Raw genomic sequence first — 22,394 nt, 5'->3', positions numbered from 1 at the left:
TCGGGCATTGAAGCCCTGGTCAGAGGGGTGACAGCGGGCGAGTCGGCCTGTAGGCCGGGTTTTGTCCTTTGCTGGTGCAAAGGGGCGACCATCCATCTAGGACCGCCGTTGCCGGTGGCCTCAAGCGGTCTACCCGCGCGACTCGGGCGGGTCACCCTCGAACGCCGCGCGCGGGGTCTCCGAAGAGACCCCTTCTTGACCTTGCTCCAGGTGGGGTTTACCTAGCCGCCCACGTCACCGTGGGCGCTGGTGGTCTCTTACACCACCGTTTCACCCTTACCTCCCGCGAAGGGGAGGCGGTCTGTTTTCTGTGGCACTGTCCCGCGGGTCACCCCGGGTCGGCGTTACCGACCACCTTGCCCTGTGGAGCCCGGACCTTCCTCGGCGGGGCTCGAAGAGCCCCGACGCGGTCGCCCGGCCGACTCGTCCGCTGTCGTCCCACTCTATCGGATCACAAGTCGCCGCCAACCCGATGACAAGCACGACCAGGCCATATGGGACGGGCGCCGCGGTGAGCGTCCACGCCTCCGCGTCGTCGCGGCATGCCGGGACGGCGCCGGCAGGCGGCGAAGCGCGTCAGGAGTGCGGGGTCAGCGGAGGTGGGCGGTGTCGTTGAGGGATCTGACCAGCTCGGGGCCGTCGGGGAAGTAGTCGACGGTGGACAGGGACGCGACGTCGAGGTGCATGCGGTACAGCGCGGCGGAGGGCGCGAGCAGCGCGAAGCGCAGCAGCAGCTTGATGGGCGTCACGTGCGACACGACCAGGACCTTCTTGCCCTTGTGGTCGAGCAGCAGGCGTTCCTTGGCGGCCTGGACGCGGGCCGCCGCCTGGTCGAAGCTCTCGCCGCCGGGCGGGGCCACCGACGGGTCGGCGAGCCATGCCTCGAGCTCGGCGGGCCAGCGGCGCTGGATCTCGGTGAAGGTGTGCCCCTCCCACGCGCCGAAGTCGACCTCGCGCAGCCCCTGGTCGACGGCGACCTTCAGGCCGGCGCGCGCGGCGACGATCTCGGCGGTGCCCTGGGCGCGCCGGAGCGGAGAGCTGACGATCACGTCGATCTCGTACGGCGGACGGGACAGCCGGGCGGCGGCGGCCTCGGCCTGGGCGACGCCCTTGGGGGTCAGCTCGGGGTCGCCGGTGCCGGAGAAGCGGCGTTCGACGGAGAACGGCGTCTCGCCGTGCCGCAGCAGCAGGAAGGTCGTGGCGGTGCGCGCCGGGCCCATCCATCCGCTGCCCGTGCCGTCCGAGGACGCCGTCGCCCGCGCGCCGGACGACACCGCGGGGTGCAGAGCGGCCTGGAGGTCGGTCTGCAGGTTCGACGGTACGGCGCCCGCGCCGGGCGGTGTGGTGGTTCCCGAACTCGACGGTGCCGTGGGCCCGGCACCGGGCGGGGCCGTGGCCGCGAGGTTCGGCGGTGCTGTGGGGCTCAGACCGGGCGGGGTCGTGGGCTGGGGGCTCGACGGGGGCGCCGTGCGGGAGCCGGGACGCCAGCGGTCGCCTTGGGCGGCGGCGTCCATGGCCTCGTTGGCCAGCCGGTCGGCGTCGCGGTTGCGCTCGCGGGGGATCCACGTCCAGCTGACCCGCAGGCGACCGGCCAGCGCGGCGGCCTCGCGGGCGAGCGGCCGCAGGCCCTCGTGCTTGATCTTCCACCGGCCGGCCATCTGCTCGATGACCAGCTTGGAGTCCATGCGGACCTCGACCGCGGCGCCCTCGCCGCCGAGCGCGAGGGCCGACCGCAGGCCGGCGATCAGGCCCTGGTACTCGGCGACGTTGTTGGTGGCGACGCCGAGGGCGTCGGCGGCCTCGGCCAGCACCTGGCCGTCGGTGTCCTTGACGACCGCGCCGTACCCGGCGGGGCCGGGGTTGCCGCGGGAGCCGCCGTCGGCCTCGACGACGAGGTTCACAGGCCGGACTCGGGCGTGCGCACCAGGATCCTGCGGCACTCCTCGCAGCGGACGACCTCGTCGTGGGCGGCGGCCCTGATGCGGTTGAGGTCGGCGATCGAAAGCGACACCTTGCAGCCCTGGCAGCGCCCGCCGTGCAGCATGGCGGCGCCGACGCCGTACTGCCCGCGCAGCTTCTCGTACAGGGCGAGCAGGTCGGCGGGGATGTCGGCGGTGATGCCTCCGCGCCGGCCCTTGGCCTCCCCGCTCTCCTTGTCCAGCTCGGCGAGGGCGATGTCGCGCTTCTCCTCCAGCGTGGTCAGGCCCGCGCCGATCTCGGTGCGCTCGGCGGACAGGCGCGCGACGTTGGCCTCCGCGGCCTCCCGGCGCTCCATGATCTCAAGGACGACGTCCTCCAGGTCGCCCTGGCGGCGGTGCAGCGAGGCGATCTCGGACTGCAGGTTGGACAGGTCCTTGGGCGAGGAGACCTGGCCGGAGTCCAGGCGCTTCTGGTCGCGCTCGGAGCGCACCCGGACGGCGTCCACGTCGGACTCGGCCTTGGTCTGCTCGCGGGCGAGGTCACCCGCGCGGGTCTCGGCGCCGATCACCTCGGTGGCGAGCCGGGCGAGCTTGGCGGCGCGCTCGTCGATCTCGGCCAGCTCGGGAAGCGTGCGGCGGCGATGGGCCAGCCTGTCCAGGACGGCGTCGAGCTCGGCGAGCTCGAGCAGGCGCTTCTGTGCTTCAGGGGCAGCTTTCACTTAATCCTCGCACTGTGCTGTTGTCGTCCAGGCGTCCGTCACCGTCGCGGAAACGCGCGTCTCCACATTAATCCCCTTGGCGGCCAACCCGGACGTGAGAATGCGGGCGGCCTGACCCAGCCAGGGCCATTCGGTCGCCCAGTGGGCCGCGTCGATCAGGGCCGGGCCGCCCGCGAAGCCCCCGGACTCCATGAACTCGCCGGCCGGATGGTGCCGCAGATCGGCGGTGAGGAAGACGTCGACGCCCGCGGCGGCGGCGGTGCCGAGCAGGGAGTCGCCCGCGCCGCCGCTGACGGCGACCGTGCGCACCTTGCGGGACGGGTCGCCGGCGACCCGCAGGCCCCAGGCGGTGCGCGGCAGGCCCCGCGCGGCCCGGGCGGCGAAGTCGCCGAGGGTCGTGGGCGCCGCCAGGTCGCCGACGCGCCCGAGGCCGCGGGCCGGGTCGCCGGAGGAGGGCTGGAGCGGGCGCAGCGCCCCGGTGAGCCCGACGGCCCTGGCCAGGGCGTCGGAGACGCCGGGATCGGCGACGTCGGCGTTGGTGTGGGCGGTGTGCAGGGCGATGTCGTTCTTGATCAGCCGGTGGACCAGCGCGCCTTTGGCGGTGTCGGCGGCCACGGTCGTCGTGCCGCGCAGGAACAGCGGATGGTGGGTGACGACGAGGTCGGCGCCCCAGGACACCGCCTCGTCGGCGACGCTCGCCACCGGGTCCACGGCGAACAGGATCTTCCGTACAGGTTGGGCGGGGTCTCCGCAAACCAGGCCCACAGCGTCCCAGGGCTCCGCCCAAGCGGGGTCATACGTCGATTCAAGTTCCGCGATGATCGCGGACAACGCTGTCGGGGACACGTGCGCAGACTACCGGCACGATCTACCGTAAGTACGTCCTGACACCCGGAGGGCTGGCGAATGGCACCAACGGTAGCGATCATCGGCGCCGGCTTCGGCGGGCTGTGCATGGCGATCCGGCTCCGGAAGGCGGGGATCACCACCTTCACGGTGTTCGAGAAGGCGGACGGCCTGGGCGGCACGTGGCGCGACAACACCTACCCGGGGGCGGCCTGTGACGTGCCCTCCCACCTGTACTCCTACTCCTTCGAGCCGCACCGGGGCTGGTCGGGGCGCTACCCGGCCCAGCCGGAGCTGCTGGCCTACCTGGAGCACTGCGCCGACAAGTACGGCCTGCGCCCGCACCTCCGGCTGAACACCGAGGTCACGGCCGCGGAGTACGACGAGCGGGCGAACCTGTGGCAGGTGACGACGGCCGGCGGCGAGCGGCGGGCGTTCGACGTGGTCGTCTCGGGGGTGGGCCAGCTGAACCGCCCGCGCCTGCCCGGCATACCCGGCGTGGAGACCTTCGAGGGGACGAGCTTCCACTCGGCCCGCTGGGACCACGGGCACGACCTGGCCGGGCGCCGCGTCGCCGTGATCGGCAACGGCTCCTCGGCGGCGCAGTTCATCCCGCGCATCGCGCCCGTCGCCGGCCACCTGGACGTGTACCAGCGCACGCCGAACTGGGTGATCCCCAAGGCCGGCGGAGCGTACGGCGAACGCGAGCGGCTGGCCTTCCAGCATGTGCCGTTGCTGCAGCGCGCCGAGCGCGAGCGGGTCTTCAGGTTCGTGGAGACCGTCATCTTCCCGGCGCTGGTGGACGGCTGGAGCAGGAACCTGGTCACCCGGCGGGCGCAGGAGCACCTCCGGCGGCAGGTGAAGGACCCGCAGCTGCGCGCCGAACTGACGCCCGGTTATCCCATCGGCTGCAAGCGCATCGTCATCGACAACGACTTCTACCCGGCGCTGACCCGCGCCAACGTGGACCTGGTCACCGATCCGATCACCCGGGTCGTCCCGGGCGGTGTCGAGACGGCCGGCGGCCGGGTGCGCGAGGCCGACACGCTGATCTTCGCCACCGGGTTCCACACGACCGACTTCCTGGCCCCGATCGAGATCACCGGACGGGACGGCCACCGGCTGGCCGAGACGTGGAAGGGCGGCGCGGAGGCGTACCTGGGCATCGCCATGCCGCGCTTCCCCAACCTGTTCCTGCTGTACGGGCCGAACACCAACCTGGGCCACAACTCGATCATCCTCATGATCGAGTCGCAGGTCCGGTACATCATGGGCTGCCTGACGCTGCTGCGGGCGCACGGCCCGATGGAGGTACGGCAGACCGCCATGGACGCCTGGCGCCGGGCGCTCCACGCCGCCATGGAGCGCACGGTGTGGCAGGCGAGCTGCCACAGCTGGTACAAGAACGACGCGGGCCGGGTGACCAACAACTGGCCGCGGCCGACCACCGTGTACCGCCGCATCACCCGCGCGCCGCGCCGCGAGGCGTACCGCTTCGGGTGACCCTCGCCGGGTCCCGTCCGCGGATCCGGGGAGGCGTCGAACGCCGCCCGGGAGGTCGCCGCCGGCCGGCCGCGACTCCGGGGAGGTTCGTCCGGCCGGCGCCGTCCCGCCCCGCCCAGGTCACCTCCTCGTCCGGCCCCTGGACACCGGTGGTACCGGCGTGCGTATACCGTCGGAGCGAGGAGCGCGAGGGAGCGGCGCCGGCGCCGGGGAGGATCCACGTGTACGCAGACCTGCATCGGGACGCCATCGTGGCGGACACCCACAACGACCTGCTGATGACCGTCTCCGCGCGGCCCCCGGAGACGTGGGCGTCGTTCTTCCGCGAGCAGTGGCTGCCGCAGCTTCGCGAGGGCGGCGTGGACGTGCAGGTGCTGCCGGCCTTCATCGACGTGCACTTCCGCCCCGAGGGCGCGCTCCGGCAGACCCTGCGCATGATCGAGTGCGCCCACGTCCTGGCCGAGGGCAACGGCGACGAGGTGCGCGTCTGCCTCGACGGGAGCGAGATCGACCAGGCGCTCACCGAAGGCAAGATCGCCCTGGTCATCGCCCTGGAGAGCATGCCGGGCCTGGACGCCAGCGTGGAGCTGCTGCCCACTCTGCACCGCCTCGGCGTCCGGGTGGCGTCCATCGCCCACTGGGGACGCACGCCGCTCGCCGACGGCAGCGGCGAGGACGACACCGAGAGCCGCCTGACCAGCCACGGCGTCGCGGTGCTGCGCGAGATGGAACGGCTGGGCATGGTGTTCGACGTCTCGCACCTGGGCGCGTCGGGCGTGGCGCACGTCCTGGAGATCGCCACCCGCCCGGTGATCGCGACGCACTCCTCCGCCCGCGTGCTGCGCGACCACCACCGCAACCTGACCGACGAGCAGCTGCGCGCGGTCGCCGCGGGCGGCGGGGTGGTCTGCGTCAACTTCCTGGCCGCGTTCCTGTCGGACCGGCCGGAGGGGTACACGATCGAACGCCTCGCCGACCACATCCTGCACATCGCGGACGTCGCCGGCGTCGACCACGTCGGCCTCGGCCCCGACTTCATACGCGAGGTGCTGCTGGACCTGACCCCGCCCTGCGAGTCGTACAGCACCACGGGGCTGGACACCATGGCGACCATCCCCGGCCTGGACGGGCCGCGGGGCATGCCGCTGGTCACGCGGGAGCTGCTCCGGCGGGGCGTGGCCGAGCAGGACATCCGCAAGATCCTCGGCGGCAACGTCATGCGCCTGTTCCGCGCGGAGCTCGGCCGCCCGGCGGAGCACGCTCCCGGCGTGCCGGCGGCGGCCGGCGCCTCCGAGCACAGCCGGTGAACCAGGCCGGGAAGCCCGCCGACTCCCCCTCCGGGCGGGGCGACGCGGCCACCGGCCGGTTCGAGGCGGCGGCCCGGCGGGCGGGCGTCAAGGTGCGCGAACTGCGGGAGATCGCCGAGTTCGAGCAGGTCGTCGAGCTGTACGACGGCATCTGGGAGACCGAGCCCGGCCACGCCCCGATCAACGTCGAGCTGCTGATCGCCTTCGCCCACAGCGGCAACTACGTCAGCGGCGCGTTCGGGGACGGCGGCCTGGTGGGCGCGAGCGTCGGCTTCTTCGCGGCTCCCTCCGGCCGGGCCCTGCACTCCCACGTCACCGGCTGCGCCCGCGGCCGGGGCATCGGGTTCGCCCTCAAGCTCCACCAGCGGGCCTGGGCCCTGACGCGCGGCCTCGGCGTGATCTCCTGGACCTACGACCCGCTGGTGCGCCGCAACGCACACTTCAACCTCACCAAGCTCGGCGCCCGCCCGGAGCGCTACCTGGAGTCCTTCTACGGGGCCATGGGGGACGCCATCAACGCCGGCGACGAGTCCGACCGGCTGCTCGCGGTGTGGCCGCTGGACGATCCGCGCGTCGAGGCCGCCTGCTCGGGGGCGGCGCGGCCGGTGGCCGTGCCCGGCGGCGCGGTGGTGGCGCTGGCGGAGGAGGACGGCCGCCCGGCGCGGGGCTCCATGGACGGCCGGACGCTGCTGGTGGGGACGCCGAGGGACATCGAGACGCTCCGGCCCCGCGACCCGGCGACGGCCAGGGCATGGCGGCACGCCGTCCGGGACGTGCTCGGCGGGCTGCTGGAGGACGGCGCCCAGGTGACCGGGTTCACCGCCGGCGGCCACTACATCGTGGAACGATCGTGACGTGCCGCGGCGCCGTCGCGCAGAGGTGTGGGGACGTGAGGGAGCGCACGTGAAGATCACTGGAGTGGAGCTGCGCAGGGTGGCGATGCCGCTGGTCGCGCCGTTCCGCACGTCGTTCGGCACCGAGACCGAGCGTGACGTGCTGCTGGTCAGGGTGGTCACCCCTGAGGGCGAGGGGTGGGGCGAGTGCGTGGCGATGTCCGATCCGCTCTACTCCTCCGAGTACGTCGACGGGGCCGCCGAGGTGCTGCGGCGTTTCCTGGTGCCCGCGCTCGCCGCGCTGCCCGGCGCCGGCGCCCACGCCGCCGAGCGGGCGCTGGCGCCGTTCAAGGGCCACCGCATGGCCAAGGCCGCCCTGCTGACGGCCGTGCTGGACGCCGAGCTGCGCGCCACGGGCACCTCGTTCGCCGACTTCCTCGGCGCCGCCCGCGACCGGGTGCCGTGCGGGGTCTCCGTCGGCATCATGGACTCGGTCCCCCGGCTGCTCGACGCGGTGGCCGGGTACGTGGACGAGGGCTATGTGCGCGTGAAGCTCAAGATCGAGCCCGGCTGGGACGTGGAACCGGTACGGGCGGTGCGCGAGCGGTTCGGGGACGACCTGCTTCTCCAGGTGGACGCCAACGCCGCCTACACCCTGGCCGACGCCCCGCACCTGGCCCGGCTGGACGAGTTCGGCCTGCTGCTGGTCGAGCAGCCGCTGCCCGAGGACGACCTGGTGCAGCACGCGGCCCTGGCCCGGCGGCTGCGCACGCCTGTCTGCCTGGACGAATCGATCGAGTCCGCGCGCGACGCCGCCGCCGCCATCTCGCTCGGCGCGTGCTCCATCATCAACGTCAAGCCGGGGCGGGTGGGCGGCTATCTGGAGGCCCGCCGCATCCACGACCTGTGCCGGGCGAACGGCGTCGCGGTGTGGTGCGGCGGCATGCTGGAGACGGGCCTCGGCCGGGCGGCCAACCTCGCGCTGGCCGCGCTGCCGGGCTTCACGCTGCCCGGCGACACCTCCGGCTCCCGCCGCTACTACGCCACCGACGTCACCGAGCCGTTCGTCCTGGACGACGGCCACCTGGCCGTCCCCACCGGACCCGGCCTGGGCGTGGACCCGCTGCCGGACGTCCTCGCCGAGGTCACCACCTCGACGCGGTGGCTTCCCGTCTGACCCCGGCCACGCCGCGCCCGATCCGCGAGCGGGTCCAGATCGACGTGCGCCGCCTCGCGGTCCGGCTGCGGCCCGCGGGCGTCGGGCGGGCCGGTGACGGGGAGTAACGTCGTGGACCGATCTTGCACCATGGAGGCACGACCATGACGCCCTTCACCCTTCCGCCCGCCGTCCTGCGGGCGGTGGACGCCGCCAACGCCGGCGACATCGAGGACTTCCTCGGCTCCTTCGCCGAGGACGGCGCCGTCGACGACTGGGGGCGGGTGTTCCGCGGCCCCGCGGCCATCCGCGGCTGGAGCGACAAGGAGTTCATCGGCGTCCGGGTGAGCCTGACCGTCACGGGCGTGCGCCAGAACGGCGACACGGTGGTCGTGTCGGCCATGGTCGGCGGCGACGGCTTCAACGGCCCCTCCGACTTCGCCTTCACCGTCGAGGACGACCGCGTCTCCCTCATGCGCATCACCGGCTGAGGCCGACCGCGTCTCCCTGATCGCATCACCGCCTGAGGCCGGCCGCCTCCCCTGCCGTCGTGACGGCCCCGCCGGGCGGGAAGAAGATCGACAGTTCCAGGCCGCCGTCCGGGTTGGGGGTGGCGCGGACGGCGGCGCCGTGCGCTTTGGCGATCGAGGCGACGATCGACAGGCCGAGGCCACTGCCCTGTTCGCGGGTCGTGTGCAGGCGCCGGAAGGGCGCGAAGAGGTCGCCGAGACGTTCCGGCGGCACCTCAGGGCCGGTGTTGCGGACGGTGAGGACTCCCTGGAAGAGCGTGATCGCGACCGTTCCGCCGGGGTGGTTGTAGCGGACGGCGTTGTCGACCAGATTGGTGACCAGCCGGGTCAGCAGCACCGGGTCCCCGTCGACGACCAGCGGCTCCACGTGCGCCGTGACGCTCACCTCGCCGGTGCCGGCCTCGGCCGCGATCAGCCGCGTCACCTCGTCCAGGGCGACCGGCCCGGCGCCGTCCAGGCCGTGTTCCGCCTGGGCGAGCACCAGCAGGGCGTCGATGAGGTTCTCGGAGCGGCGGTTGTGGAGCAGGAGGGTGTCGCGGATCTCGCCGACGTCCTCGGGCAGGCCGATCTCGATCGCCGCCCGCTGGACGGCCAGCGGGGTCCGCAGCTCGTGGGAGGCGTTGGCGATGAACCGGCGCTGCGCCTCGACGGAGCGTTCGAGCCGGTCGAGCATCGCGTCGAAGGTGTCGGCCAGCTCCTTCAGCTCGTCCTTCGGCCCGGTGAGCGCGATGCGTTCGTGCAGGTTCGACGCCGACAGCCGGCGGGCGGTGGCGGTGATCCTGTGGACGGGCCGCAGGACGCGCCCGGCGACCAGCCACCCGACGACGACCGACACCAGCGCCAGCGCGCCGGCCAAGAGCGTGGCCATCTCCCACTGGTAGCCGACCACGTCCTCCACCAGCCCGGGGATCGGGTCCGGCGGTCCCTGCGGCACCAGGCGCGCCACCGGCCCGCCCGGCGCCGGCGGCGCGCCCGGCGCCACGGGGAGCCGCGCGATGTGTGACCGCAGCGCCTGGCTCACCAGCACGTTGACCGTGACCAGCAGCACCACCGAGGTGAGCAGGAACAGCCCCGAGTAGATCAGCGTGAGCCGCACCCGCACCGTCGCCGCGGCCGACGACCTGACCGGGGTCACGGCATCCGCCCCGTTCGTCACCCTCGCGTACGGCCTGCCCGTCGCCGCGGCGGAGGGCCGGCGCGCGGTCACAGCAGGTATCCGGCGCCGGGGACCGTCTGGATGCACGGTGGGTCGCCCAGCTTGGCGCGCAGGCGGCTGACCACGACCCGCACGACGGTGGTGAAGGGGTCGGCGTTCTCGTCCCAGGCCTCCTCGAGCAGCCGTTCGGAGCTCACGACGGCGCCGTCGGCCCTCATCAGCACCTCAAGGACGGCGAACTCCTTGAGCGACAGGCGCAGATGGCGGCCGTCCCGCGAGGCCTGCACCCGGTGGGCGTCCAGCACGATGCCGTGCCGGCTCAGCACGGGCGGGACCCGCGACCTGCTGCGCCGTCCCAGCGCCTGCACGCGCGCGACCAGCTCGGCGTAGTCGAACGGCTTGGGCAGGTAGTCGTCGGCCCCCATGCCGAGGCCCTCGACCCGCTCCGGCACCGACGCCGCGGCCGTCATCATCAGGATCCGCGTGCGGCTCCCCCGCGCGACCAGCTCGCGGCACACCTCGTCGCCGTGCGTCTCCGGCAGGTCCCGGTCGAGCACGAGGACGTCGTAGTCGTGCACCGCCAGCCGTTCGGCCGCGGCGGCTCCGTCGTACACCACGTCGACGGCCATCGCGTGGCGGCGCAGCCCCGTCGCCACGAGATCGGCGAGGTCGCGTTCGTCCTCCACCACCAGCACCCGCATGCCGTTGTTGGTACCCGATCCGGGGTAACAGCGGCGTTAACGATTCCGTTCATGGCCGCGCAACCCGCCTGCGGCGACGCTGGCCGCCATGAACACAACCCTGTGCGCCGCCGTGCTGGCCGCGGCCTGCTCCGTGTCCGCCCCCGCCGCGGCCGCGACGCCCTACCCGAAGCCGACGGCCCCGCCGGCCCCCGCCGCCGCCGTCCTGGTGAAGCCGGCCTCCGCGCCGGCTCCCCATCTGAAGCCGGCGACCTCACCGGCCCCGCACCTGAAGCCGGCGGCCCCGGCGGCTCCCCTTGCCGCGACACCCGCCGCGACCCCCGCCACGGTCGCCGGGTGCGTCCCCGCCACGGCGCCCCCGCAGGAACCCCTGCCGCCGACCACGGTCGACACGCTCCGGCAGGCGTACCACTGCGTGCTGGACGACTACTACAGCGGCCCGGTCATCGACCCAGGGACGCTGCTGAAGAACGCACTCGCGTCCTACACCCAGGACCTGCAGCGGCGCGGCGCCGACCGCGCCGACCTGCGGCTACCGGCGCTGACCGGCGAGCGCGACGCCGACTGGACCGCCTTCGCGAAAATCCTGGGCACAGGCGACCCCGCCGCGGTGCGAGCCGCGATCACCGGCATGGTCGCCGGGCTGCAGGACGATCACGCCCGCGTGATGTGGCCCACCCCGCCCCCGGCGGGCGGCCCGGCCGGGACGGGCATCGTGGGCGCGTCGGCGCTGCGGGGGCCGCAGCTCGACCCGGCGGCCCGGCCGCCGATGTTCGTCACCCGCGTCCTGCCGGACAGCCCCGCCGCCAAGGCCGGCGTGCGGCCCGGCGACATCGTGCTGAAGGCCAACGGCATGCCCCCGTTCGTCGGGGCCAAGCCGAACCAGGCCGTCATCGACGCCCTCGCCTCCCCGGCGCTGCGGCTGACCCTCAAGCGGCCGACGACGGGACGGGTGCGCGCGGTCGAAGTGCGCGAGGGACCGGTCACGCCGCCGTCCCGGGAGGTGACGTCCAAGGCGCTTCCCGGCGGTGTGGTGTACGTCCGGTTGCCCGCCTTCGCCGACGGCGCCGCCGACAAGGTCATCGCCGCCTCGCGGAAGGCGCGCAGGGCGGTGGTGCTGGACCTGCGCGGCAACGGCGGCGGGTCGCCCCGGGAGGTGACGCGCCTGCTCGGCGCCTTCGCCCACGGCAAGGTGACCAGCTACTTCTGCCCGCTGACGGGTGAGTGCGCGCCCAACCGCACCGACGACACCGTCCCGCTGCTCGGCCTGCGCCTGGTCGTGCTCACCGACCGCGGATGCGCCTCCGCCTGCGAGGACTTCAGCGCGGCGGTCAAGGACAACGGCATCGGCCCCCTCATCGGCACGCGCACCGCCGGAGCGGTCTCCGGCCCGGCGCGGGGGTACCTCCTCGACGACGGCGGCGTCGTGCTCCTGCCGCAGGTCCGGCACCTCGGGCCGGACCGCGAGATCATCGACACGATCGGCGTGCCGGTCGACCACTATGTCCCGCTGACCGCCCTCGACGTCGCCACGGGACGCGACCCGGCCCTGGCCAAGGCGCTCGCCCTCCTGTGAGCACCCCGCACCCGCAGCGGCGGGCCCGGACGGCCGTCCGTCTCCAGAGGCGGGGATGGCCACGGAGGCCGCGTGGCGTCCGTCCGGGGGCGGCCCGCGCGGGTCAGCCCGCGGACGGCCTGCGGCGGTGCTTCGGGATCACGGAGACCGCCGCGAGCGCGATGGCCGCGTGGACCAGCGAGAGCACCAGCAGGAAGAGCAGCCCGACCGGCCACAGGCCCTGGCTCCCGCCGTCCATCTCGTCGCGGACGACGACCACGGCGAACCAGGCCAGGAACGGGGCCGGCGCCACCATGCCCCACCAGAACCCCTTGCGTCCGGCCCACCACTCGACGAGCCCCGTGAGCAGCGCGAGCAGGAGGAAGACCGGGATCAGGTAGGGAGAGTCCATCAGATCGGGGGAGGCGCTCGCCGAGACCTGGGGGGAGGTCGCCAGGGACGCCGCCACGCCCGCGGCTCCGGCGGCCACCAGGACCAGGACCGACAAGACGGTACCGACCGGTCGAGACGGCATGGCTCCCCCTTCACCCGGCGGACATCGCACCGACCACGGCAGGAAGGTACGGGACGCATCCTCCCCCACCGGGACATCGCGATCAATCGCTCGTGACCATGATCCTTTCTCACCCGGGCCGCGTCCGGCCGAGGCGGTGAGGGTCAGCGGCCGTCGAGGTAGGCGTCGCGGACGCGGGAGCGGGAGAGCTTGCCGGTGGGGGTGCGGGGCAGTTCGTCGCGGTACTCGATGACCCGGGGGTGCTTGAAGCGGGCGATGCGCGGCTCGCAGTGGGCCAGCAGCTCGGCGGTCAGCTCCGGGCCGGTGGGTGTGCCGGGGGCGGGCTGGACCAGCGCGACGGCCTTCTGCCCCCACTCCTGGTCCGGGACGCCGATCACGGCGACGTCCGCGACGGCGGGGTGCTCCAGCAGCGCGGCCTCGACCTCGGCGGGGTAGATGTTCACCCCGCCCGAGATGATCAGGTCGGTGCGGCGGTCGCACAGGAACAGGTAGCCGTCCTGGTCGAGGTAGCCGATGTCGCCGGGCGCGTACCACTCTCCGCGCCTGCTCGCGGCGGTCCGGGCGGGGTCCTTGCGGTACTGGAAGGCCCCGAGGGAGGAGGAGAGGTAGATCATGCCGGGCTCGCCGGGTGGCAGCTCGTCACCGTGCTCGTCCAGGACCCGCACCTCGAAGGACGGCGCGGGACGGCCGACGGTGCCCGGGCGGGCCAGCCACTCGCGGGGCTTGACGGCGAAGGCGATGGCGGACTCGGTGGAGCCGTAGTACTCGTAGAGCACCGGCCCCCACCAGTCCATGATCGCCTTCTTGACCGCCAACGGGCAGGCGGCGCCGGTGTGGACCACCTGGCGCAGCGAGGACAGGTCGTACCGCTTCTTGACCTCGTCGGGCAGGCGGAGCATGCGGTGGAACATGGTCGGCACCATCATCGCGTTGGTCACCCGGTGGCGCTCGATCAGTTCCAGGATGACCACCGGGTCGAACCGGGGGGCGATGACCACGGTGTGCCCGAGGTGGAGGGCGATCTGGGTGTGCGCGCACGGCGCCGAGTGGTACATCGGCGAGGTGACCAGGTGGACCTCGTCGCCGGGCCGCAGGTCGCAGACCTCGCCGACGAAGAACCTGGTGCCCGGGACGGACCGCTCGGGCGGGGAGGCCGGAAGCGGCCGCTGCACGCCCTTGGGGAAGCCGGTGGTGCCCGAGGTGTACCACATGACCGAGCCGCTCGACCGGTCCGGCGGCGGACCGGCCGGCATGCCCTCGGCCAGGCCGGCGCACCCTGCGAAGGTCGCCTCGGCCGCGATCCCGGCGGCGGCGCAGGCGTCCTTGACGGTGCCCGCGAGCGCGCCGTCGGCGGTGTCGCCGTGGACGACGACGCGGGCGTCGCAGTCGCCGAGGATGTAGGCGATCTCGGCGGCGGTCAGGTGCCAGTTGACGGGCACGTAGTACAGGCCGATCTGCCCGATCGCCAGCAGCATGGCCACGGCGTCGATCCCGTTCGGCAGCACGCCCGCCACGACGTCGCCCTTGACCAGGCCGTGGGCCCGCAACCCGTGGGAGACCTGGTTCGCGCGGGCCAGCAGCTCGCCGTAGGTGGTGACCGCGCCGTCGGCGTCGACGACGGCGCTGCGGCCGGGGTCGGCGGCGGCGATCGCGTAGAAGCCGGGCAGCTCGCTGATGTCCATGGGCGCTCCTCGTCGCGGGCGGTGGTCGAGGCGTGCGGCCGGTCCGCCCTCTCCGCTCCCCGTCCCGGGACGGTCGGCCGAGGCGCGGAGCCGGCTCAGATACTCCGTCCCCAGAACATTGCTCTCCTGAACCCCCGGAGCCCGTTGTACAGAACATCGCTCGGTCCGGTGGGACGCCGCAGACAGATCACCGCGCGACTCCGGCTCGGTGAGCGAAACGTCCAACCCGGCTTGCGCCCGTCGCCCAGACGGGCACGATGCGGAGACGTGAGCGACACGACCCCTTCCCCCGGCCTCTCCGGTTCTCCCGACACCTCTGGTCCGCCCGGCGCCTCCGGCGACCTGCTCGACGGCCGCGCCTTCGCGATGGTCAGCTCGACCGCGAGCGAGGTGAACGCCGACGAGCCCACGCGCTTCCACTACCGGGAGGCCAACGGGGTCATCTGGGGCGGCTACACCGGCGACACCGTCATCCACGGCCGCTTCGTCGGCACCCGGGACGACGACCGGATCGAGCTCACCTACGCGCACGCGCTCAAGGCCGGCGGCAGGGCGGCCGGCCGCAGCACCAGCCGGATCGAGGCGCTGCCCGACGGCCGCCTGCGCCTGGTCGAGGAGTTCGCCTTCGACGGCGACGACACCCCGCAGGTCAGCGTCTGCGAGGAGATCCGGCCGGCCTGAGGTCAGGGCTCCTTGTGGAGGTGGGCGCGGCCTTCGGCGGCGCCCACGAAGCGCATCTTGCCGAGGGGGACGTTCGACGGGGGCTGCGGGGCCGGGTCGGCGGCGGGCGGGCGGCGGGGGGCCTGGCGGGGGCGGCCGTCGGAGGGCAGCACGTAGGGCCGCTTGAGCACCTCGTCCAGGATGAAGACGGTCTCGGTGGCCTTGACCGCGGGGATGCTCGCCAGCCGCTCGGTGACCAGCGCGTGCACGGCGGCGACGTCGGGCATCCGCACCTGGATCATCGCGTCGTGCTGCCCGGTGGTGATCGCGCAGTACTCCACCTCGGGCATCTGGGCGAGCTGGGCGCGGAACTGCTTCCACATCTGCTGGCGCACGGTGACGAAGACCAGGGCGGTGATGCCGAGCCCGGCGCGCACGTGGTCGACCTCGGCGGTGAACTTCTTGATCACCCCGTCGGCGCGCAGCGCCTCGAACCTGGTGTAGGCGCTCGCCCGGGAGATCCCGACCCGTTCGGCGAGGGCCGCCACGGAGATGCGGCCGTTCTCCCGCAGCACCTGCAGGATCTTCATGTGGACGGCGTCGAGCTGCAGGCCGATGCCGATCCGTCCAGGGACCCCGGTCCCGGACGGTGGCGTGCTTGACATTTCGGTCATACATCGTTCCCATGCGCTCTATCCGTCTCGGCCCTCTGCCATGAGCTGGACGTTTTATCGGACAATCCTGGACCACACGCTAACAATCGTCTACATAGCCCAATTCCGGAGGACACAGAATGGCGACCCGCTCGCGGCGCCGTACGGCATGGCAGGCGAGGGCGGCTCTGCTGCCGGTCCTGCTCACCGGCGCGCTCTCCCTCGCCGCCTGCTCCGGTGGCAGCACGTCCACCACGTCGTCGCAGGGCGGCGGCGGCACGAGCAAGACCCTGGTGATGGACGCGTCCTTCACCCTCAAGACCGCCGACCCCGGCCGCAACTACGAGCCGACCGGACTGATCATCGGCAAGGCGCTCTACGACACCCTGCTGACCTTCGAGGGCTCGGACGTCACCAAGCCGGTCCCCTCCCTCGCCGAGTCCTACGAGCAGTCCCCGGACGGCAAGACGCTGACGCTGAAGCTGCGCCAGGGCGCCACGTTCTCCGACGGCTCCCCCGTCACCGCCGACGACGTCGTGTTCTCCCTCAACCGCGTCCGCGACCTGAAGGGCAACCCGTCCTTCCTGCTGGACGGCGTCGAGGTGGCCAAGACCGACGAGTCGACGGTCACGCTGACCTCCAAGACGCCGCGGCCCGAGCTGCCGTTCATCCTGCCGAACCCGGCGCTGGGCATCCTGAACTCCAAGGTCGTCAAGGAGCACGGCGGCACCGCCGACTCCTCCGACAAGGCCGAGCAGTACCTCAACGGCGCCTCCGCCGGCTCCGGGCCCTACGAGATCGAGTCCTTCAACACCTCCTCGCAGGTGGTGCTGAAGGTCAATCCGAAGTACTGGGGCGCCCGCAAGCCCACCTACACCAAGGTGGTCATCCGCAACGTCGAGTCGGCCACCCAGAAGCTGAACGTCCAGCGGGGCGACAGCCAGGTCGCGCTGGACCTGTCCGGCGACCAGGTCAAGGGCGTCCCCGCGAACCTGCCGACCGTCAAGACCGCCTCGGCCAACGTCGTGTTCCTGCTGGCCAACCAGAACCCGGGCGTCAGCGCGGTCACCAGCAACCCCAAGATCGTCGAGGCCGTCCGCAAGGGCGTCGACTACCAGGGCCTGCTGGAGCTGGCCGGCGAGGGCTCGGTGCAGGCGCCGGGCGTCATCCCGACGATGCTGCTGGGCGCGCTGCCCGCCGACCAGGCGGTCAAGCGGGACGTCGAGGGCGCCAAGGCGGCCGTGGCGGCCAGCGGGGTGAGCAACCCGACGATCAAGCTGGAGTACCCGAGCGACCTCACCCTGCAGGGCCTGTCGTTCCAGCCGTTCGCCGAGCGGATCCAGGCCAACCTCAAGGAGGTCGGCATCACCGTCGAACTGGCCCCCGGGCCGGTGGCGACCGCGCTGGACAACTACCGCAACGGCAAGGAGGAGCTGGGCCTGTGGTACTGGGGCCCCGACTACCCGGACCCGACGGACTACCTGGCCTTCCTGCCCGGCAAGACGGTCGGCCTGCGCGCCGGATGGAAGGACGGGGCCGACAAGGACCTGTCGGCCCTGGGCGACAAGGCGGCCTCGACGGTCGGCGACGACACCCGCAAGCAGCTCTACACCGACATCCAGAACAAGCTCAACGCCTCCGGTCCGTTCATCCCGCTGATCCAGCCGAGCCAGAACATCGTGACGGCGGCCTCGGTGACCGGGCTCCAGTTCCACCCGGTGTGGACGGTCGATGTCGCGGCCCTCGGCGCCAAGTGACGACCCGGCGGGCGGCGCGGCGCGAGGCCGTGCCGCCCGGCCGGGCGACCAGGACGACGGCGGCGCACGTCCCGGCGACCACGACGGTGGCACCGGTCCGGACGCGCGCGACGACGGCGCGAAGCACGACGACGACGGCGCCCGCGTGAACGGCGGGGGCGGCCCGCGGGCGGGCGGGCGCGGTCGCCGGCGGCACCCTCTGGCGCGGTTCCTGGCCCGCCGGATCGCGGTCGCGGTGCTGCTCGGGTTCGGCATCACGCTGGTCACCTTCGTCCTGACCAACCTGGTCCCCGGCGACCCGGTCACGGCCAACCTCGGCCAGCGGGCCCTCGGCGACCCGGCGATCGTGGCGCAGTTCCGGGCCGAGCACGGCCTGGACAAGCCGCTGCCGGCGCAGTACCTGACCTACCTCGGCGGGCTGCTGCACGGCGACCTCGGGCTGAGCCAGCAGAGCCACCGTCCGGTGCTGGACGACCTGGCGGAGTTCGTGCCGGCGACGATCGAGCTGGCGGGCGGGGCGATCCTGATCTCGCTGGTGGCGGGCGTCGCGTTCGGCGTGGTCGCCGCGTTGCGCCGCGACCGGCTGTCGGACCAGGTGCTGCGCGTGCTGAGCCTGGTCGGCATCTCGGTGCCGACCTTCTGGCTGGCGCTGGTCGCCTTCTACGTGTTCTTCTTCCGGCTGCAGATCACCCCGGGCAGCGGCCGCGTCGCGCCGGACCTCAGCGCGCCGCCGGCCGTCACGGGGCTCTACACGCTCGACGCCGCGATCGCCGGCCAGTGGGACGTGTTCGCCTCGGCCGCGGGGCACCTGATCACCCCGGCGCTGGTGCTGGCCGCCTACACCATCGGCCTGCTGACCCGCTTCACGCGCTCGGCGGTGCTGGAGGTGCTCGGGCAGGACTACGTGCGCGCGGCGCGGGCCAAGGGCCTGCCCGGACGGGTGATCCTTTTCCGGTACGTGCTGCGGTCGGCGCTGGTGCCGATCATCACGGTGGCCGGTCTGGCGTTCGGCAGCCTGCTGTCGGGCACGGTGCTGGTGGAGTCGGTCTTCGCCCGTCCCGGCATCGGCCAGTACGCCTACAAGAGCGCCACGACGCTCGACCTGCCCGCCGTCATGGGCGTCGGCCTGGTGGTCGGCCTGGTGTACGTCCTGATCAACCTGGTGGTCGACGTCCTGTACGGGATCATCGACCCGAGAGTGAGGCTGTCGTGATCGCCCGCGTCCGCCGCGGAGGGGAGCCGGCGTGAGGATCCTTCCCGGCCCGCCCGACAGGAAGGGCGTGCTGGCGCGCCTGCCGGAGGCGTGGCGGCAGCCGCTCGCCGTCGTGGGCGCTGTGGTCGCGCTCGCCTGGCTGGTCGTCGCCGTCGCGGCCCCGCTGCTCGCGCCGCACGACCCGCTGGCGCAGGACCTGCCGAGGCTGGCCTCCCCCGGTCCCGGGCACTGGTTCGGCACCGACCAGCTCGGCCGCGACATCCTGTCCCGGGTCATGTACGGGGCGCGGGTGTCCATCCCGCTGACGTTGCTGCTGGTGGTGCTGTCGCTGCTGATCGGCGGCGTCCTCGGCGCCTGCGCCGGATATTTCGGTAGATGGGTCGGCGAGGGGATCATGCGGCTGGCCGACCTGGTCTTCGCCTTCCCCACCGTCATCCTCGCCATGGTCGTCGCCGCCGCCCTCGGCGCCAGCCTCACCAACGCGGTGCTGGCCGTGCTGGTGGTGGCCTGGCCCGCCTACGCCCGGGTGACGCGCGGCCTGGTGCTCGGCATGCGCGAGCGCGAGTTCGTGCTCAGCGGCCGGCTGCTCGGCTTCTCGGCCTGGAAGTCGCTGCGCGTGGACGTGCTGCCCAACGTGACCGGCCCCATCCTGGTGCTGGCGACGCTGGACATCGGCACCGCGCTGCTGCTGCTGTCGGGCCTGTCCTTCCTCGGGCTCGGCGCCAAGCCGCCCTCCCCCGAGTGGGGCGCGATGGTCGCCTCCGGCGTCGAGGTCTTCGACAGCTGGTGGGTCGCGACCTTCCCGGGCCTGGCCATCCTGACCGTGGTGCTCGCCTTCAACTTCCTCGGCGACACGCTGCGCGACGCCCTGGACCCGCGCACGGCGCGCGCCATCAAGGAGCGTGCGCTGTGACCGTGAACGACCGCCCTGATGGCCGCTCCGACGACCGCGAGGACGCCGCGCCGGTGCTGAGCGTCGAAGGGCTGACCGTCTCGATCGGCGGGCACGAGATCCTGCGCGGGGTGGACCTGCTGCTGCGCCCGGGACGCGTGCACGGACTGGCCGGCGAGAGCGGCTCGGGCAAGACGATGACCGGGCTGGCCGCGCTCGGGCTGCTGCCGCACGGCGCCCGCGCGGGCGGCCGCGTCGCGCTGGAGGGCCGCGACCTGCTCGCCCTTTCGCAGCGCGACCTGAACGCCGTGCGGGGACGTGACATCGCCATGGTGTTCCAGGACCCGGCGACGAGCCTGCATCCGATGCTGACCGTCGGCCGGCAGATCACCGAGCACATGCGGCACCACCTGCGCCTGGGCAGGGCCGAGGCGCGGGCGCGGGCGGTCGACCTGCTCGGGAAGGTGCGCATCCCCGGTCCGGCGGCGGCCTTCGACCGCTATCCGCACCAGTTCTCCGGCGGCATGCGCCAGCGCGTCGCGATCGCGATCGCCCTGGCCTGCGGCCCGAAGGTGCTGATCGCCGACGAGCCGACCACCGCGCTGGACGTGACCGTCCAGGCGGGCGTGCTGCGCCTGATCAGGAGCCTGTGCGACGACCTCGGGCTCGCCGTGCTGCTGGTGACGCACGACCTCGGCGTCATGTCGGCGGTCGCCGACGACGTCAGCGTGATGCGGGAGGGCCTGGTCCTGGAGACCGGACCGCGCGGCCGGGTCCTGCGGGAACCGGAGCATCCCTACACCCGGGCGCTACTGGACGCGCTGCCGAGGGAGGAGTCATGAGCATGCTGGACGTGCGGGACCTGGTCGTGGACCACCGGACGCCCGGCAGGCCGGCCGTGCGGGCGGTCGCGGGGGCCAGCCTCAGCGTGGCGGCCGGCGAGGTGGTCGGCCTGGTCGGGGAGTCCGGCTGCGGCAAGTCGACGCTGGCCCGCGCCGTGTGCGGGCTGGTCCCGGCCGGCGGCGGCGCCATCGCGTTCGAGGGCGGCCCGGTCAGCCCGCTCGGCCTGCGCCGCAGGGACCCGGCGCTCGCCAAGATCCAGATGGTGTTCCAGGACCCCTACGCCTCGCTGAACCCGCGGCGGCGGGTCGGCGCCCAGATCGCCGACGGCCTGGCGGCGGCCGGCGACCGCGAGACCACGCCCGCCGGCATGCTGGAACGGGTCGGCCTGCGCGGGCACATGGCCGAGCGCTACCCGCACGAGTTCTCCGGCGGGCAGCGCCAGCGCATCGCGATCGCCCGGGCGCTGGCGGCCCGCCCGTCGCTGCTCATCGGCGACGAGCCGATCTCGGCGCTGGACGCCTCCGCCCAGGCGCAGGTGGCCACGCTGATGCGCAACCTCGCGGTGGAGTCGGGCGCGGGGCTGCTGTTCATCAGCCACGACCTGTCGGTGGTGCGGCTGATCGCCGACCGCATCGCGGTGATGTACCTGGGGAAGATCGTGGAGACCGGGCCGACCGCCGAGGTCTGGGCCGAGCCCCGCCACCCCTACACCCAGGCGCTGCTGCGGGCCATCCCCGAGCCGGACGGCCTCGGTCGGCTTCCGGAGGAGCTGCCCGGGGACGTGCCCGACCCGGCGGACCCGCCGTCCGGATGCCGCTTCCATCCGCGGTGCCCGGTGGCGATGGACGTGTGCGCCGAGAAGGAGCCGGCGTTCGGGCCGGTGGCGTGCTGGCTGCATCCGCCCGCATGACCGGGGAGGTCATGGAGGCCGTCCTCGCGCGGATGGCCGAGACGGGCCTGGACGCGATGGTGCTGCGCCCCTCGCCCGACCTGCGGTACGTCGCCGGGCACGACGCCTCGGGGTTCCTCGTGCTGGTCCCCGGCCTGCCGCCGGGGTTCGCCTCCGACGCCGCCGAGGCGGCCGGGCTGATCCCCGCCTCGGTGTCGCGGGTGGGGGTGGACGCGCAGATGCGGGCGCACGAGCTGTTCGTGCTGCGGGTGGACGCCGACCTGGTGCTGGCCTCGGCGGTGCTGGACCCGCTGCGGATGCGCAAGCGCCCCGAGGAGGTCGCCGCGATCGAACGGGCCGCCGCGGCGGCCGACCGCGTCCTGTCGGCCGCGCGCGAGCCGTCCTGGTTCGGCGCCACCGAGGAGGGCATGGCCCGCCGCCTGGCCGCGGAGGCGGGCGGCGAGGCCCGGGTCTCGGTGGTGGTGGCGGCCGGCGAGAACACGGCGCGGCCGCGGCACGTGCCCTCCGGCCGCGTCATCAACCCCGGCGACGCGGTGGCGGTGCGGGTCACGGCGCGGTCGGGCGGCTACCACGCCCACGCGAGCCGCGCGTTCGTCGTGGCCGAGCCGCCGGAGGACTTCGAGGCGCTGCACGCGGTGCTGCTGTCGGCCCGCGACGCCGCCGCCGAAGCCGTGCGACCGGGCGCGACGGCCGCCGAGGTGGACGCGGCCGCCTGGAGGGTGCTGGACGAGAGCGGGTACGGGCCCTACGTCACACGGGCGACGGGGCAGGGCGTCGGGCTGGAGCCGCAGGAGGGCCCCTGGCTCACCGCCGCCGACCGCACCGTGCTCGCCCCGGGCATGACCCTGACGGTCGAGCCGGGGATCCAGGTACCCGACCTTTACGGAGCGCGAGTCGGAGACGTAGTGGAATGCACCGAAAGTGGGGTGCGGACGATGAACCACGCACCCCGCACACTACATGTCCTTGATCCATAGTTTGTGTCATCTTGCCCTTTCACTGGCCTGACCTCGAATGATGCGGA

At 73.4% G+C, this 22,394-nt stretch carries 22 protein-coding genes and 1 other RNA gene; 14 read left to right on the top strand and 9 right to left on the bottom strand.

Annotated features, from left to right (window positions below):
- Nucleotides 1–34 precede the first annotated feature (34 nt).
- The 4 genes from rnpB to ACFQSB_RS03510 form a co-directional block, all read right to left on the bottom strand.
- An RNA gene (rnpB, locus tag ACFQSB_RS03525) (RNase P RNA component class A) lies at nucleotides 35–426 on the bottom strand.
- A gap of 164 nt (nucleotides 427–590) precedes the next feature.
- Nucleotides 591–1,901: a bifunctional RNase H/acid phosphatase gene (locus ACFQSB_RS03520; protein WP_380824187.1), complete on the bottom strand. Its 1,311-nt coding sequence runs from the start codon at nucleotides 1,899–1,901 to the stop codon at nucleotides 591–593.
- Entirely contained in the window at nucleotides 1,898–2,638 is a 741-nt protein-coding gene (locus ACFQSB_RS03515) for a zinc ribbon domain-containing protein (protein ID WP_380824186.1), read from the bottom strand. The genes ACFQSB_RS03520 and ACFQSB_RS03515 overlap by 4 nt, the downstream gene beginning before the upstream one ends.
- Complete coding sequence (locus ACFQSB_RS03510) at nucleotides 2,639–3,484, bottom strand: Nif3-like dinuclear metal center hexameric protein (protein ID WP_380824185.1); 846 nt, start codon at nucleotides 3,482–3,484, stop codon at nucleotides 2,639–2,641.
- Nucleotides 3,485–3,544: 60 nt separating this feature from the next.
- Here ACFQSB_RS03510 and ACFQSB_RS03505 point away from each other — a divergent pair, with 60 nt between their 5' ends.
- The 6 genes from ACFQSB_RS03505 (at nucleotide 3,545) to ACFQSB_RS03480 (ending at nucleotide 8,774) form a co-directional block, all read left to right on the top strand.
- Nucleotides 3,545–4,987: a flavin-containing monooxygenase gene (locus tag ACFQSB_RS03505; RefSeq protein WP_380824184.1), complete on the top strand. Its 1,443-nt coding sequence runs from the start codon at nucleotides 3,545–3,547 to the stop codon at nucleotides 4,985–4,987.
- Between the two features lie 221 nt (nucleotides 4,988–5,208).
- The gene (locus ACFQSB_RS03500) at nucleotides 5,209–6,294 is read left to right on the top strand and encodes a dipeptidase (protein WP_380824183.1); all 1,086 of its coding nucleotides are present in this window, start codon (nucleotides 5,209–5,211) and stop codon (nucleotides 6,292–6,294) included.
- Nucleotides 6,291–7,148, top strand: a complete 858-nt coding sequence (locus ACFQSB_RS03495) for a GNAT family N-acetyltransferase (RefSeq protein WP_380824182.1) — start codon at nucleotides 6,291–6,293, stop codon at nucleotides 7,146–7,148. The genes ACFQSB_RS03500 and ACFQSB_RS03495 overlap by 4 nt, the downstream gene beginning before the upstream one ends.
- Before the next feature lie 49 nt (nucleotides 7,149–7,197).
- The gene (gene menC / locus ACFQSB_RS03490; RefSeq protein ID WP_380824181.1) at nucleotides 7,198–8,304 is read left to right on the top strand and encodes an o-succinylbenzoate synthase; all 1,107 of its coding nucleotides are present in this window, start codon (nucleotides 7,198–7,200) and stop codon (nucleotides 8,302–8,304) included.
- A complete protein-coding gene (locus ACFQSB_RS03485; protein ID WP_354850873.1) occupies nucleotides 8,289–8,411 on the top strand; it encodes a hypothetical protein in 123 nt (40 codons plus the stop codon). The genes menC and ACFQSB_RS03485 overlap by 16 nt, the downstream gene beginning before the upstream one ends.
- A gap of 36 nt (nucleotides 8,412–8,447) precedes the next feature.
- Complete coding sequence (locus ACFQSB_RS03480; RefSeq protein ID WP_380824180.1) at nucleotides 8,448–8,774, top strand: nuclear transport factor 2 family protein; 327 nt, start codon at nucleotides 8,448–8,450, stop codon at nucleotides 8,772–8,774.
- Nucleotides 8,775–8,799: 25 nt separating this feature from the next.
- Here the strand turns inward: ACFQSB_RS03480 and ACFQSB_RS03475 are convergent, their stop codons facing one another.
- Both ACFQSB_RS03475 and ACFQSB_RS03470 read right to left on the bottom strand, forming a co-directional pair.
- Complete coding sequence (locus ACFQSB_RS03475; RefSeq protein ID WP_380824179.1) at nucleotides 8,800–9,948, bottom strand: HAMP domain-containing sensor histidine kinase; 1,149 nt, start codon at nucleotides 9,946–9,948, stop codon at nucleotides 8,800–8,802.
- 68 nt (nucleotides 9,949–10,016) lie between these two features.
- Entirely contained in the window at nucleotides 10,017–10,670 is a 654-nt protein-coding gene (locus tag ACFQSB_RS03470) for a response regulator transcription factor (protein WP_380824178.1), read from the bottom strand.
- An 88-nt stretch (nucleotides 10,671–10,758) separates the two neighbouring features.
- Between ACFQSB_RS03470 and ACFQSB_RS03465 the strand changes: the two genes are divergently transcribed.
- The gene (locus ACFQSB_RS03465) at nucleotides 10,759–12,246 is read left to right on the top strand and encodes a S41 family peptidase (RefSeq protein WP_380824177.1); all 1,488 of its coding nucleotides are present in this window, start codon (nucleotides 10,759–10,761) and stop codon (nucleotides 12,244–12,246) included.
- Nucleotides 12,247–12,349: 103 nt separating this feature from the next.
- Here ACFQSB_RS03465 and ACFQSB_RS03460 read toward each other — a convergent pair whose 3' ends face one another.
- Entirely contained in the window at nucleotides 12,350–12,760 is a 411-nt protein-coding gene (locus tag ACFQSB_RS03460) for a hypothetical protein (protein ID WP_380824176.1), read from the bottom strand.
- Nucleotides 12,761–12,903: 143 nt separating this feature from the next.
- Entirely contained in the window at nucleotides 12,904–14,442 is a 1,539-nt protein-coding gene (locus ACFQSB_RS03455) for an AMP-binding protein (protein ID WP_380824175.1), read from the bottom strand.
- Between the two features lie 267 nt (nucleotides 14,443–14,709).
- On the opposite strand from ACFQSB_RS03455, the gene ACFQSB_RS03450 reads away from it, so the two are divergent.
- On the top strand, nucleotides 14,710–15,123 hold the full coding sequence (locus tag ACFQSB_RS03450) for a hypothetical protein (RefSeq protein ID WP_380824174.1): 414 nt from the start codon (nucleotides 14,710–14,712) through the stop codon (nucleotides 15,121–15,123).
- 2 nt (nucleotides 15,124–15,125) lie between these two features.
- Here the strand turns inward: ACFQSB_RS03450 and ACFQSB_RS03445 are convergent, their stop codons facing one another.
- Nucleotides 15,126–15,776: an Lrp/AsnC family transcriptional regulator gene (locus ACFQSB_RS03445; RefSeq protein ID WP_380824173.1), complete on the bottom strand. Its 651-nt coding sequence runs from the start codon at nucleotides 15,774–15,776 to the stop codon at nucleotides 15,126–15,128.
- Between the two features lie 119 nt (nucleotides 15,777–15,895).
- On the opposite strand from ACFQSB_RS03445, the gene ACFQSB_RS03440 reads away from it, so the two are divergent.
- From ACFQSB_RS03440 to ACFQSB_RS03415, 6 genes are read left to right on the top strand one after another with little or no spacing between them, the layout of a single operon-like run.
- On the top strand, nucleotides 15,896–17,512 hold the full coding sequence (locus tag ACFQSB_RS03440) for an ABC transporter substrate-binding protein (RefSeq protein ID WP_354850848.1): 1,617 nt from the start codon (nucleotides 15,896–15,898) through the stop codon (nucleotides 17,510–17,512).
- Nucleotides 17,487–18,725 (top strand): ABC transporter permease, encoded by a 1,239-nt coding sequence (locus ACFQSB_RS03435; protein WP_380824172.1) that lies wholly within the window; start codon nucleotides 17,487–17,489, stop codon nucleotides 18,723–18,725. Before ACFQSB_RS03440 ends, ACFQSB_RS03435 begins: the two co-directional genes overlap by 26 nt.
- A 31-nt stretch (nucleotides 18,726–18,756) precedes the next feature.
- A complete protein-coding gene (locus tag ACFQSB_RS03430; protein ID WP_354850843.1) occupies nucleotides 18,757–19,638 on the top strand; it encodes an ABC transporter permease in 882 nt (293 codons plus the stop codon).
- Nucleotides 19,635–20,459 (top strand): ABC transporter ATP-binding protein, encoded by an 825-nt coding sequence (locus ACFQSB_RS03425; protein ID WP_380824171.1) that lies wholly within the window; start codon nucleotides 19,635–19,637, stop codon nucleotides 20,457–20,459. The genes ACFQSB_RS03430 and ACFQSB_RS03425 overlap by 4 nt, the downstream gene beginning before the upstream one ends.
- Nucleotides 20,456–21,370: an ABC transporter ATP-binding protein gene (locus ACFQSB_RS03420; RefSeq protein WP_380824170.1), complete on the top strand. Its 915-nt coding sequence runs from the start codon at nucleotides 20,456–20,458 to the stop codon at nucleotides 21,368–21,370. Before ACFQSB_RS03425 ends, ACFQSB_RS03420 begins: the two co-directional genes overlap by 4 nt.
- Nucleotides 21,367–22,347, top strand: coding sequence for a M24 family metallopeptidase (locus ACFQSB_RS03415; protein ID WP_380824169.1), 981 nt, complete (start codon nucleotides 21,367–21,369; stop codon nucleotides 22,345–22,347). The genes ACFQSB_RS03420 and ACFQSB_RS03415 overlap by 4 nt, the downstream gene beginning before the upstream one ends.
- Nucleotides 22,348–22,394: the final 47 nt, after the last annotated feature.

Origin of the sequence: Sphaerisporangium rhizosphaerae, assembly GCF_042665155.1 — a bacterium.
GTDB lineage: Bacteria > Actinomycetota > Actinomycetes > Streptosporangiales > Streptosporangiaceae > Sphaerisporangium > Sphaerisporangium rhizosphaerae.
Note: the sequence above shows the minus strand (reverse complement) of the source record. Positions and strands in the feature narration are given on the sequence as shown.

What these genes read in the sequence shown, in the direction of transcription:
- ACFQSB_RS03470 (WP_380824178.1), bottom strand. Translation starts at nt 10,670, where the DNA reads ATGCGGGTGCTGGTGGTGGAGGACGAACGCGACCTCGCCGATCTCGTG.
- ACFQSB_RS03455 (WP_380824175.1), bottom strand. Translation starts at nt 14,442, where the DNA reads ATGGACATCAGCGAGCTGCCCGGCTTCTACGCGATCGCCGCCGCCGAC.
- ACFQSB_RS03420 (WP_380824170.1), top strand. Translation starts at nt 20,456, where the DNA reads ATGAGCATGCTGGACGTGCGGGACCTGGTCGTGGACCACCGGACGCCC.
- ACFQSB_RS03415 (WP_380824169.1), top strand. Translation starts at nt 21,367, where the DNA reads ATGACCGGGGAGGTCATGGAGGCCGTCCTCGCGCGGATGGCCGAGACG.
- ACFQSB_RS03465 (WP_380824177.1), top strand. Translation starts at nt 10,759, where the DNA reads ATGAACACAACCCTGTGCGCCGCCGTGCTGGCCGCGGCCTGCTCCGTG.
- ACFQSB_RS03480 (WP_380824180.1), top strand. Translation starts at nt 8,448, where the DNA reads ATGACGCCCTTCACCCTTCCGCCCGCCGTCCTGCGGGCGGTGGACGCC.
- ACFQSB_RS03435 (WP_380824172.1), top strand. Translation starts at nt 17,487, where the DNA reads ATGTCGCGGCCCTCGGCGCCAAGTGACGACCCGGCGGGCGGCGCGGCG.
- ACFQSB_RS03440 (WP_354850848.1), top strand. Translation starts at nt 15,896, where the DNA reads ATGGCGACCCGCTCGCGGCGCCGTACGGCATGGCAGGCGAGGGCGGCT.
- ACFQSB_RS03445 (WP_380824173.1), bottom strand. Translation starts at nt 15,776, where the DNA reads ATGACCGAAATGTCAAGCACGCCACCGTCCGGGACCGGGGTCCCTGGA.
- ACFQSB_RS03460 (WP_380824176.1), bottom strand. Translation starts at nt 12,760, where the DNA reads ATGCCGTCTCGACCGGTCGGTACCGTCTTGTCGGTCCTGGTCCTGGTG.
- ACFQSB_RS03505 (WP_380824184.1), top strand. Translation starts at nt 3,545, where the DNA reads ATGGCACCAACGGTAGCGATCATCGGCGCCGGCTTCGGCGGGCTGTGC.